The organism is Vibrio sp. 10N.261.51.F11 (assembly GCF_041471665.1).
GTDB classification, from domain to species: domain Bacteria; phylum Pseudomonadota; class Gammaproteobacteria; order Enterobacterales; family Vibrionaceae; genus Vibrio; species Vibrio crassostreae_C.
In genome coordinates this window covers 153,312-165,708 of sequence record NZ_JBFROW010000004.1, presented here as the reverse complement: position 1 = coordinate 165,708, position 12,397 = coordinate 153,312, and the positions used below count along the sequence as shown (strand labels likewise).

The window sequence follows — 12,397 nt, the reverse complement described above, 5'->3', positions numbered from 1 at the left end:
TATAACAATAGGAGTACCCGCTCGAATGAACGAGCAGCTAACCGATCAAGTGTTGATTGAGCGAGTTCAGAGTGGAGATAAGCAGGCATTTAACTTACTAGTGGTTAAGTATCAAAACAAAGTTTGTAATCTTATCTCTCGATACGTGAATAATTCCGGTGATGTACCTGATGTAGCACAAGAAGCTTTTATTAAAGCTTACCGCGCGATACCTAACTTTCGTGGCGAGAGTGCCTTCTATACATGGTTATACCGAATTGCCGTGAACACCGCTAAAAATCATATCGTTGCCCAAAGCCGTAGGCCGCCAGCAACCGATGTAGATGCAGAAGATGCAGAATATTACGAAACAGGCAGCGCGTTAAAAGAAATATCGAACCCTGAGAACTTAACGCTGTCTAAAGAATTGAAACAAGTTGTTTTTGGAGCGATTGAAGCGCTACCAGAAGACTTAAAAACTGCAATGACGTTGCGAGAGCTCGAAGGTTTGAGCTACGAAGAGATTGCAGAAGTAATGGATTGCCCTGTAGGAACCGTACGTTCGCGTATTTTCCGAGCTCGTGAAGCGGTGGAAAAGAAAATCAAACCTCTTTTGCAACGCTAGAACTTGTAATAATTATGGTGAAAATAATGGCTGATAAAGAAAAGCTTTCGGCACTCATGGATGGTGAAACGATCGATAAAGCTCTCATTGTAGATCTAGAATCTGATCAAGAAAGCATGGATACTTGGCAGAGTTACCATTTAATTGGTGATGTTATGCGTGGGGATTCGCCAGAAACTCCAGAGTGGAACATTGCTAATAGTGTAGCGGCAGCGCTTGAGAACGAGCCTGCATATGGTTCAATGTCGAACCTGCACCAAGTGAATGTTGAACCTACTGTTGCTCCAATTGAAGAGCAACCTAAACCTCAGCAAGCGAAGCGTCAGCTTCCGGCGTGGTTACAACAGTTTGGACAAGTTGCCGTGGCAGCGTGTGTTTCATTAGCCGTTGTATTAGGTGTTCAACAATATGGTGGTAGCGACCCTGCAGCACCAGAGCAGTTGCCTGTACTCCAGACGATTCCATTTGCCGGTTCTGCGGAACCAGTAAGTTTAACGCGTGACTCTGTTGAGAAACCAGCATCTGAAGCTAACTTGCAAGAGCAGCGCAAACGCGTTCATGCATTGTTAGAAGATTATGAGCTGCAGCTAAGATTAAACAGTGATGCATCGCCAATGCAAGATGCACATCTAGAATCGGACATTGAATGAAGAAAATCCTGGTCAGTGCACTGACACTGTTCAGCTTGATGTCTCCAACAGCCTTTGCAGAGGAAACCACTGCAAAGGCCTTGTTGCATCAAATGAACGAGGCCAGTCAGCATCTAAATTACGAACTCTCCTACATTTTGATAAAGAAGAGCAGTATTGAGCCTCTTGTTTATCGCCATGCGGTTAACGACGACCAACAACTTGCACACCTTGTTTATCTAAGCGGCCCTGTTCGTGAAGTCATTCGACGTGGCAACGAAGTTAGCTACATCGAGCCGGGTACAGAGCCATTTACGATTCAGTCAGGCAGCATGGTTGCGCCTGTTATTCCGATGATTAATCGAGATATCGAATCTCTGAATCAGTACTACGACTTTGTGAAAGTTGGTCGCTCTCGTGAAGCAGGTAGCACCACTCAAGTGCTGCGTGTCGTGCCGAAAGATGGCCTTCGCTACTCTTACGTGGTTTGGGTAGACGAAAAAACGAATCTTCCTTTGCGTGCCGACCTTTTGGATCGTGATGGCGAAGTGCTTGAACAGTACCGCACTATCTCTTACGTGGTGAACGATAAGATTGCTGAGGCTATGGGTGGCTTGAGCCAAGCTCAATTGCCGAAAGTTTTATCATTACCGGAAGGCTTAGTGAGTGAAACTAACTGGCAAGCGTCGTGGATTCCTGAAGGGTTTAAATCAAAAGAGCTTAGCCGCTATCAAATGGCTGCGACCGATAAAATGGTTGAAAGTCAGCTTTTCAGTGATGGACTGTTTAACTTTTCGGTTTATATCGCGGAAAAAGATGAGCATTCATTGAAAGGGCAGCTGGTGCGTCAAGGGCGTAGAACCTTGCACAGCTTAGTGATTGGCGATAAAGAGATCTCTGTGGTTGGTGACATTCCGCCGGCAACTGCAAAACGTATTGCTCAGTCAGTTACATTTAATAAATCGGTACAAGCGCAATGATGACCGCGCTGGCGACCGTTAGCTCGGTTGAACAAAAAGGTAAGCAATACTTTGTTCAATTGAGCTGCGAACAACAAACCAGTTGTAGCAGCTGTTCTTCTCAAAAAAGCTGCGGAACGGGTATTGTGACTAAGGCAGTTGGCAATAAATCTTTGTTTTGGCAGCTTAAAACCAAAAGCTTAGTCAAAGCAGGGCAAGTCGTAGAAATTGGCTTTCCAGAAAAAAGCCTACTTCAGTCGGCGGCGATCGTTTATCTCATCCCACTTTTCATGTTGATGATTGGTGCTGGTTTTGGACAACTCTTGTTGCAACCCTTACTTCAAGGGGGCGAGGGCATTGTTATCTTAAGTGCAGCACTGTTTACTGCTGGTGGGATTGCCTTAGCGAAGCGGTTAGCCAAACCCATGGAAGACAAATCCAAGCAAGAAGTCGTCTTGATTCGAATCCTAGGTGAGTCTCTCGTCTAATTTATGATGCTTCTTGCCCTTAAATTGGGTAGAATCTGCCAACTTGATTGAAATGCCGCCACCAATGCTGACTGTAGATTGGACGCGTCGCGGCTTTCTTATTATCCCTATTCAAAGAGTTTAGTCACACCAAGCCTATGAAGCACATTCGTAATTTTTCGATTATCGCCCACATCGACCACGGTAAGTCGACCCTTTCTGACCGCTTAATCCAAGTTTGTGGAGGATTAAGTGAACGTGAGATGGCAGCTCAAGTCCTCGATTCTATGGATATAGAACGCGAGCGTGGTATTACAATTAAAGCGCAGAGTGTGACTTTAGATTACAAAGCTAAAGATGGTGAAACTTACCAACTTAACTTTATCGACACTCCTGGACACGTAGACTTCTCTTACGAAGTATCTCGTTCTCTAGCGGCTTGTGAAGGCGCACTACTTGTAGTGGATGCTGGCCAAGGTGTTGAAGCACAAACTCTAGCAAACTGTTACACAGCAATCGAAATGGAACTGGAAGTAGTGCCAATCTTGAACAAGATTGACCTACCAGCTGCTGAACCAGAACGTGTTGCTGAAGAAATCGAAGAGATCGTTGGCATCGATGCGATGGAAGCGACTCGCTGTTCTGCGAAAACAGGTTTGGGTGTTGATGATGTTCTAGAAAACATCGTGACGGCAATCCCGCCACCGGAAGGTGATCCTGAAGCGCCTCTACAAGCGTTGATCATTGACTCTTGGTTCGATAACTACCTTGGCGTAGTTTCTTTGGTTCGTATCAAAAACGGTAAGCTGAAGAAGAACGATAAGATCAAAGTAATGTCGACAGACCAAGTATGGGGTGTTGACCGTCTAGGTATCTTCACGCCTAAGCAAATCGATACTACAGAGCTAAATACTGGCGAAGTAGGTTGGGTTGTTTGTGGTATTAAAGACATCCTAGGTGCACCGGTTGGTGATACGTTGACGCTTGCAAAAGGCGGCAGCACTGAACGTCTACCTGGTTTCCAAAAAGTGAAGCCTCAGGTATACGCTGGTCTATTCCCTGTATCATCTGATGACTACGAAAACTTCCGTGACGCGTTAGGCAAATTAAGCCTGAACGATGCATCACTGTTCTTTGAACCAGAAAGTTCAGCAGCACTTGGTTTTGGTTTCCGTTGTGGCTTCTTAGGAATGCTTCACATGGAGATCATCCAAGAGCGTCTAGAGCGTGAATACGACCTAGACCTAATCACAACTGCTCCAACAGTAGTGTATGAAGTTGTAAAAACAGATAAAACGGTTCTGTACGTTGATAGCCCGGCTAAACTGCCAGCAGTTAATGACCTAGAAGAAATTCGTGAGCCAATTGCACGCTGTAATATTCTGGTACCTTCTGATTACCTAGGTAACGTAATTACACTGTGTGTTGAGAAGCGTGGCGTACAAGTCGACATGGTTTACCACGGTAACCAAGTTGCTGTGACGTATGATCTTCCTATGGCAGAAGTCGTTCTAGACTTCTTCGACCGTCTGAAGTCAACGTCTCGCGGTTACGCATCATTGGATTACAACTTCCAACGCTACGAGCCATCAAACATGGTACGTGTCGACGTATTGCTGAATGGCGAAACCGTTGATGCATTAGCGATCATTACGCATAAAGATATTGCCCAGTCTCGTGGTCGTCTACTGGTAGAGAAGATGAAAGAATTCATCCCTCGTCAGATGTTCGATATCGCGATTCAAGCAGCGATTGGTAACCACATCATTGCTCGTTCTACAGTGAAACAACTGCGTAAGAACGTAATCGCAAAATGTTATGGTGGTGATATCAGTCGTAAGAAGAAACTTCTTAAGAAACAAAAAGAAGGTAAGAAGCGTATGAAGCAGATCGGTAACGTTGAACTGCCTCAAGAAGCTTTCCTTGCAATCCTTCATGTTGGAAAAGACTAGGTATCAATCGCACTAACTATCTGCTGAACATTACTGGTTAAAATCGTTTATTTCTTTGTTGCAAAGATTGCAATTAGGCCCGCTAGTCACTGCACTTTGCGCCTCGAACTAAACGATTTTTCCTGCGTAATCTCCCCAGCATTTAGTCAGCATGATTGATACAGATTAGAAATATTAAGCAGAGTGAAAGGGTTATACTCTTTCACTTTCGTTATTTTTAAAGAAATGAAATTTAAGGGATATCAATGGCTAATACATTTTCGCTTATCTTAGTGATCGTAACTCTAGTGACCGGCATTGTATGGGCGTTGGAAAAGTTTGTGTGGGCGAAGAAGCGCCAGCAAAAGCTTGCTGACGTTGAAGCACAATCGAATGGCCTAGACGCTGAAACTAGCGCAAAAGTTACGGCTCAACCTTGGTGGGTTGAGAACAGTGTGTCCATTTTCCCGGTAATTGCATTTGTTTTGATCTTGCGTTCATTCATCTATGAACCGTTTCAAATCCCTTCTGGCTCGATGATGCCAACCCTTTTGGTTGGTGATTTCATCTTGGTAGAGAAGTACGCGTACGGTCTAAAAGACCCAGTATGGCGCACTCAATTGGTAGAAACAGGCAAGCCAGAACGCGGTGACTCAATCGTATTTAAGTACCCACCTCAGCCAAACATCGACTACATTAAGCGTGTTGTTGGTATGCCAGGTGACACGATTCGCTACAGCAGTCGTAAAGAGATCTGCATTCAGGCGAAGGGTACAAGTAGCTGTGAACCAGTGAAACTAAGTAATGTTGAAGAGAGCCAATTTATTCAAGATGGTGTGCCTCTGATTCAGCTGAACGAACAGCTTGGAGACGTAGAACACCAGATTTTAGTTAACCCATTGCGCCGCGATCGTGTGCAAGCATATCAGCCTCGCAATGGTGTTAACGAATGGGTCGTTCCAGAAGGCCAGTACTTTGTGATGGGTGATAACCGTGACAACAGTGCCGATAGCCGTTACTGGGGCTTTGTCCCTGAAGCAAACCTTGTTGGTAAGGCCGTTGCTATTTGGATCAGCTTCGAATTCGAACGCGGTTCAGACAGTGTACTTCCAACATGGATTCCTACTGGTGTGCGTTTTAATCGCATCGGTGGGATTCATTAATCGATCACATAACACATCGAGAGAGCATGAATTCTCCAATTGATAAACTAGAGAGAAAGATTGGCTATCAGTTTAATGATGCCGATCTTATCCACTTGGCGCTGACTCACCGCAGCGCCGCAGGTAAACATAACGAACGTCTTGAGTTTCTGGGCGATTCAATTTTAAGTTTTGTTATCGCTGATGATCTTTACCACCGTTTTCCTAAGGTAAACGAAGGTGATATGAGCCGCATGCGCGCAACATTAGTACGTGGTCATACATTGGCAGAACTAGGTCGTGAATTCGAACTAGGAGATTACTTAAAATTAGGTCCAGGTGAGTTGAAGAGTGGCGGTTTCCGTCGTGATTCTATTCTAGCGGATGCGGTTGAAGCGATCATCGGCGCTGTCTATTTAGATAGTGATACCGAGACGGTTCGCGGCATTATTTTAAGCTGGTACCAATCTCGCCTAGATGCTATTCAGCCTGGAGTATCTCAAAAAGATCCGAAAACTCGCCTACAAGAGTTTTTGCAAGGTCGAAGAAATCCTCTACCTGTCTACACAGTGACTAATATTAAAGGTGAAGCACACAACCAAGAGTTTACGGTTGAGTGTGAAGTGGCAGGTGTGGATAAACCTGTTATCGGTAAAGGCACTAGCCGCCGCAAGGCAGAACAAGCGGCTGCTGAAACAGCATTAGAGCAACTAAGCAATGTCTGATAACAACCAAGATTTCGATATCGATGCATTCTTTTCATCTGATAGCAAAAAAACAGGCCTACCGGAAAACCAACACTGTGGCTTCATCGCTATTGTCGGTCGCCCAAATGTAGGTAAGTCGACGCTTCTGAACCATATTCTGGGTCAGAAGATTTCTATTACATCACGTAAACCACAGACGACACGTCACCGTATTATGGGCGTTGAAACTGAGGGTGATTACCAAGCGATCTTTGTTGATACTCCTGGACTTCATATTGAAGAAAAGCGTGCCATCAACCGCTTGATGAACCGTGCGGCGAACAGCTCATTGAGTGATGTAAACCTAGTATTCTTCCTTGTCGATGGTACTCACTGGACTGACGACGATGAGATGGTTCTGAACAAACTGAAGAAGACTGACTTCCCAGTTGTACTTTGCATCAACAAAGTAGATAACGTTCAAGACCGTACTAACGTCATGCAGCACATGATGGAAGTCTCTAAGAAGATGGACTTCATTGATGTAGTGCCAATCTCAGCGAAGCAAGGTAAAAATATTGATGTACTGCGTAAGCACGTACGTGAACATTTACCTAAAGCGACACACCACTTCCCTGAAGAATACGTGACTGATCGCTCGCAACGTTTTATGGCCTCTGAAATTATCCGTGAAAAGCTAATGCGCTTTACGGGTGACGAGCTACCTTACTCGGTAACGGTTGAAATCGAACGTTTCGATTACAACCCAGATAACGATGGCTTCCACATCAATGCACTGATTCTTGTTGAGCGTACAGGCCAGAAGAAAATGGTGATTGGTAAAGCGGGCGAGAAGATCAAAACGATTGGTCGTGAAGCGCGTATCGATATGGAAGAGCTATTCGGCCGTAAGGTTTACCTAGAGACTTGGGTCAAGGTTAAATCTGGCTGGGCTGATGATGAGCGTGCACTTCGCTCGTTAGGCTACATCGACGATCTATAATATATTGAACGTCACTTTCTGAGATTAAGAAAGTGGAACTGAAGATAAATCCAAGAGAGAGTGCGAACTCTCTCTTTTTGTATCTGTAATAAGGGTAAGTGATTGAGCGAAGGGTTACAGCGATGCTTTGTGTTGCACCGTCGACCATACAGTGAGTCGAGCCTGATCTTGGACGTCTTCAGCGAAGAGTTCGGTCGGGTGACGTTGATGTCTAAAGGCGCTCGCAGCAAGCGTTCCAATTTGAAAGGTGCATTACAACCTTTTACGCCGCTATTGCTTAAGTGGTCTGGTAATGGTTCGATGAAAACCTTACGCCAAGCTGAACCCATCAGCTTGGGGCTCCCTCTCGCCGGTATTAATCTGTATTCAGGCATGTACGTGAACGAGCTTATCGGTCGGGTATTGATGGCGGAAGTACCGATGCCTGCACTTTTTCACGACTATCTTCATGCTTTAACAGAGCTGGCGCATAATGATAATCCTGAGCCAGCACTGCGTCGCTTTGAGCTGGCTCTATTATCTGCTATGGGTTACGGCGTCGACTTTTTACACTGCGCGGGCACTGGCGAAGCGATTGATCCGAGCATGACTTATCGCTATCGAGAGCAGAAAGGTTTCATCGCTTCAGTACGTCGAGATAACCTGACTTTTATGGGCGATGAACTTATTGCAATCAGCGAACGTAGGTTTATCACTAAAGAGCAGTTAAAAGCGGCAAAACGCTTTACACGCATAGCCTTAAAGCCGTATCTTGGCGGCAAACCATTAAAAAGTAGAGAGCTATTTATGCCAACAATAGCCCTCTCCAGAGCACGGAGTATTGGAAAATGAGCTCAATCCTTTTAGGCGTTAATATCGACCATATTGCAACACTACGTAATGCACGTGGTACTAAATACCCAGATCCAGTACACGCAGCTGAAATCGCTGAACGTGCTGGTGCAGATGGCATTACTATTCACCTGCGTGAAGACCGTCGTCACATCGTTGATCGCGATGTGCGTATTCTGGCTGAAACACTTCAAACTCGCATGAACTTGGAGATGGCCGTAACGGACGAGATGGTTCAAATTGCACTCGATACTAATCCTGAGTTTGTTTGTCTGGTTCCTGAAAAACGTGAAGAGCTAACCACTGAAGGTGGCTTGGACGTAGTTGGTCAACTAGAGAAGATCAAAGCGGCGACACAAAAACTGTCTGCAGCAGGTATCAAGGTATCTCTGTTTATCGATGCTGACCGTGAGCAAATCGATGCTGCAAAAGCGTGTGGCGCACCGTTCATTGAACTGCACACGGGTCACTATGCTGATGCTAAGACAGAAGAAGATCAACAAGACGAGCTTAAGAAGATCGCAGCAGGCGCAAGCTATGCAGATGACTTAGGTATCACAGTCAATGCGGGTCATGGTCTGACTTACCACAACGTAGCACCGATTGCGGCACTTCCAGAGATCTACGAGCTGAACATCGGTCACTCGATCATGGGACGTGCAGTGTTTGATGGCTTAAACAAAGCCGTTGCAGACATGAAAGCAATCATGGAAACAGCACGTAACAACGATTAGTTTTCTAAACAGTAAGCGTTAAGTCTTAAGCGACTAATTAGTAGAATTAATAGATAGAAGTTTGGTAATAGGGTAAACATGGCTGTTGTTGGATTAGGTACAGATATCGCAGAAATTGAACGTGTTGAAAAGGCATTGTCACGAAGTGGTGACGCTTTTGCTCAGCGTATTTTGACCGATTCTGAATTTGAAGTATTCCAGCAACTGAAGCAAAAAGGGCGTTACCTTGCAAAACGTTTTGCTGCCAAAGAAGCGGCATCTAAGGCGTTAGGCACGGGGATCGCGCTGGGTGTGACCTTCCACGACTTTGAGATTTCAAACGATGAGCATGGTAAGCCAGTTCTGAGCCTGCATAAAAAAGCGCGTGAAATCGCAGAGGCGAATGGCACAACATCGATTCATCTGACTATCTCGGATGAGCGTCACTACGCTGTGGCAACGGTATTACTCGAATCGTAAACAGATTATCGCTACTTTATATCTAGTGCTCTTGGCTCTAGACAGAAAAAAGCAGAGCTTGTGAGCTCTGCTTTTTTATTGCTTTGAGTTTGAGGCTAAATCAATCTAGTCACTAGTTGGTTTCAAGTAGTGAATGGCCGTCGCTTGAACCTTATCTAGCTCATCTTGAAGCTCGAAAAGCTCCGGCTCAATGTCTTCAACAGAAGTACCAGAACGCAGCTCTTTCTCTATCGTCGCACATACCGACTTTAGCCTTGGTACGCCACTGTACGAACTGCTGCCATGCATCTTGTGGATAATGTGTATCAGCTCTTCAACTGGGTAGCCACTGTCTTCTATCGCTTTGTCTGCTGCCTCATAAACCTCCGGAATAAAGTCGACAAGCATTTGCAGCATATCGCGTGCGAGGTCTTCTTTATTGGCGGCTTGTCTCATCGCAGCTTGCCAATCAATGATGATGTTTTTGTGCACGCTGGCTTCAGTTTCTGACACTGGACCGTTATCGATTTCAGCAGAAACAGCAGGGTGGTCTGGATCTATTTTTTCGATGTGCTCAACCTCAGAGGTTGGGCTCCAATGAATCAGTACCTGCTGTAAAACATGCTCTTCAATGGGTTTGGTTAGATAGTCATCCATGCCTGCTTCGAGTAGTCGGTCACGTTCGCCAATCATTGCATGCGCGGTCACGGCAATCACAGGTGTGTTCGCATTATTAGCTAGCTTCTTAATGTTCTTACAAGCCGTCACACCGTCCATCTGTGGCATTTGAATATCCATGAAGATGATATCAAATTGAGTATCTGTCGCCTTGTCTATCGCCTGCTGACCACTGGTACAACTGATGACGGTTTCTACACGTTCTTTTAGCAACGCAGTGATCAGTTTAAGGTTGGCAGGGTTGTCGTCGACCGCCAATACAGTAAGCGGAAGCTTCTCTTCTGAGTGTGTTTCAATCGCTGGTGCAATCAAGGTTGGCGCCTGATTCGATACCAGAGTTTGCAGTAACTTCTTGCGAGAAAGAGGTTTAGTGATGCATTGAACATCGACCTCTTTCATTAGTTGCTCACCCAACGCTAGCTCGGTACTTGGTGTACCAATAATCACGTTTTGGGCAATCTTCTTCGCACCAATTGCCCAACCACTCACGGTATCAAATTGATATTCTTGGTTGGCGGCTAGGTTAAGCAAAACGTAGTCATACGAGGTGGTCTCGTCTGGCATTACTGAACGATACGTTACCACTAAGCCTTCTTGAGTTAGGATTTGCTGAGTAATCGATGCCGCTTGCATGTTTGGTTCGATCAGCAGCAGTTGTTTGTCTTGTAGACACTGAGTCTCAATCAGCTCTGTCATTGGCATATCAGTCGTTGATAGTCTCAACGTAAACCAGAAGGTTGACCCTTGATGTAGACGACTGGTTAGGCTGATCTCTCCGCCCATTTGGCTGACCAGTTTTTGGGTTATAACTAGACCTAAGCCTGTACCACCATAACGACGAGAGATACTTGCGTCGGCTTGGCTGAAGGCTTGGAACAGCTGAGCTTGTTGACGCTCCGAAATACCAATACCCGTATCGCGAACCATGAATTGCAGCTCAATGTTGTCTTCGCTTTGTGAGCGAAGCTCAACGCTGATATCAATGTTGCCGCGCTCGGTAAACTTGATTGAGTTGCCTACTAGGTTGGTCAGGATCTGTTGAATACGCAGTGGATCGCCCACCACGCCTGGCGGCACTTTAGGATCGATCTTCAGTGTCAGCTCTAGGCCTTTCTCATGAGCGTTGGTTGCTTGAAGGTTTACTACCTCTTCAAGGCTGGCTTGGAACTCAAATGGGATGTTCTCTAGGGCTAATTTACCGGCTTCAAGTTTCGAGAAGTCCAAGATATCGTTGATGATGCTAAGCAGGTTGTTTGCCGAGCGTTCAATGGTTTGTAGGTAATCGGTTTGGCTGTTCGATAGGTGAGTCTTAAGCATTTGACGAGTGAAGCCAATCACACCATTCAGAGGTGTTCTTAGTTCGTGAGACATATTCGCCAGGAATTCAGACTTAACACGAGCTGCTTCTTGAGCTCGTTTCTTCGCTATGTCTAACTCAACGTTTTGAATCTCTAATTGCTCAAGGGTTTCTCGCAAGTCTGATGTGGCTTGGTCGATACTGTGCTGCATCTCGACGTGATACTCTGACAACGATACCGCCATCGCATTGATGCCGTTTTTCAGTGAGTCTAGCTCACCATGCATTTTGCCTTCGATACGTACATCTAGGTGGCCTCGACGAATTCGGTCGACCATGTTTTTCATGTGTGTGATCGGTTGAGTCACATCGTGCATTAAGCGGAACGCAAACACGCCCGATAAACCAAGCCCGAGAATCAGAACTAAGAAGGCAGAGAACACTTCTTGATATTGCTGTAATCGAAGTGATGAAAGATCTAATTCAATCGCAATGTAGCCGATCGCTTGATTAGCTTGAGACTGACCGTTGGCTGAATTGATGTACTGGCCTTCGGCGATGATAGGTGTCCGCAGAATCAGCGTATTATCGAGAAGGTTCGATGAGCTTAAATGCGGGATCGGTTTATCTTTGGGGTAGGTCAGGCTTTCAAAATCGGGGTGGAAGTTTGAGGTTACAAACAACTCATGACGCTCATCAAACACCGCGATACTGCGCACTAGCTTAGAATTCTTTCGATGCGCATAGCTAATAAGCTGACGAACAGACTCTCGACTTTCGAGCTTCATGCCTGATTCACTCGTAATCGCAAGTGGCTCAATGATGCTAGTACCAGTGTTAACCACTTGACCTTCAAGGTCTTGATAGCGGTTAAATGAGAAAAATGCACTCAATAGCAACCCAATAATCAGGGTTGGAGCTAGAGTTAAGGTAATTACACGGGCTCTTAAGCCATATCTGGTCATGTTCTTTAATTACATCGAGGTCTGGATATGGGA

Annotated in this window: 12 protein-coding genes; 11 read left to right on the top strand and 1 reads right to left on the bottom strand. The window is 45.4% G+C overall.

The annotated features are described in order from the left end of the window. Positions 1-25: 25 nt before the first annotated feature. The 11 genes from rpoE (at position 26) to acpS (ending at position 9,445) form a co-directional block, all read left to right on the top strand. The gene (gene rpoE, locus AB4351_RS02290) at positions 26-604 is read left to right on the top strand and encodes an RNA polymerase sigma factor RpoE (RefSeq protein ID WP_008223963.1); all 579 of its coding nucleotides are present in this window, start codon (positions 26-28) and stop codon (positions 602-604) included. Positions 605-630: 26 nt separating this feature from the next. Next, positions 631-1,254: a sigma-E factor negative regulatory protein gene (locus AB4351_RS02285; RefSeq protein WP_171732419.1), complete on the top strand. Its 624-nt coding sequence runs from the start codon at positions 631-633 to the stop codon at positions 1,252-1,254. Continuing rightward, positions 1,251-2,213 (top strand): sigma-E factor regulatory protein RseB, encoded by a 963-nt coding sequence (gene rseB / locus AB4351_RS02280; RefSeq protein ID WP_017059047.1) that lies wholly within the window; start codon positions 1,251-1,253, stop codon positions 2,211-2,213. Before AB4351_RS02285 ends, rseB begins: the two co-directional genes overlap by 4 nt. Then, a complete protein-coding gene (locus AB4351_RS02275; RefSeq protein ID WP_145575218.1) occupies positions 2,210-2,680 on the top strand; it encodes a SoxR reducing system RseC family protein in 471 nt (156 codons plus the stop codon). Before rseB ends, AB4351_RS02275 begins: the two co-directional genes overlap by 4 nt. A gap of 137 nt (positions 2,681-2,817) precedes the next feature. Continuing rightward, a complete protein-coding gene (gene lepA, locus AB4351_RS02270) occupies positions 2,818-4,611 on the top strand; it encodes a translation elongation factor 4 (RefSeq protein ID WP_017059045.1) in 1,794 nt (597 codons plus the stop codon). A 245-nt stretch (positions 4,612-4,856) separates the two neighbouring features. Beyond that, positions 4,857-5,753, top strand: coding sequence for a signal peptidase I (gene lepB / locus AB4351_RS02265; RefSeq protein WP_017066013.1), 897 nt, complete (start codon positions 4,857-4,859; stop codon positions 5,751-5,753). A 26-nt stretch (positions 5,754-5,779) separates the two neighbouring features. Beyond that, complete coding sequence (gene rnc, locus AB4351_RS02260; RefSeq protein ID WP_017059043.1) at positions 5,780-6,457, top strand: ribonuclease III; 678 nt, start codon at positions 5,780-5,782, stop codon at positions 6,455-6,457. Next, the gene (gene era, locus AB4351_RS02255; RefSeq protein ID WP_017059042.1) at positions 6,450-7,421 is read left to right on the top strand and encodes a GTPase Era; all 972 of its coding nucleotides are present in this window, start codon (positions 6,450-6,452) and stop codon (positions 7,419-7,421) included. Before rnc ends, era begins: the two co-directional genes overlap by 8 nt. A 102-nt stretch (positions 7,422-7,523) precedes the next feature. Further along, entirely contained in the window at positions 7,524-8,252 is a 729-nt protein-coding gene (gene recO / locus AB4351_RS02250; RefSeq protein ID WP_019826299.1) for a DNA repair protein RecO, read from the top strand. Continuing rightward, entirely contained in the window at positions 8,249-8,986 is a 738-nt protein-coding gene (pdxJ, locus tag AB4351_RS02245; RefSeq protein WP_372124970.1) for a pyridoxine 5'-phosphate synthase, read from the top strand. The genes recO and pdxJ overlap by 4 nt, the downstream gene beginning before the upstream one ends. 78 nt (positions 8,987-9,064) lie before the next feature. Beyond that, positions 9,065-9,445: a holo-ACP synthase gene (gene acpS / locus AB4351_RS02240; RefSeq protein ID WP_017059039.1), complete on the top strand. Its 381-nt coding sequence runs from the start codon at positions 9,065-9,067 to the stop codon at positions 9,443-9,445. A gap of 105 nt (positions 9,446-9,550) precedes the next feature. Here acpS and barA read toward each other — a convergent pair whose 3' ends face one another. Beyond that, entirely contained in the window at positions 9,551-12,364 is a 2,814-nt protein-coding gene (barA, locus tag AB4351_RS02235) for a two-component sensor histidine kinase BarA (protein WP_372124968.1), read from the bottom strand. Positions 12,365-12,397: the final 33 nt, after the last annotated feature.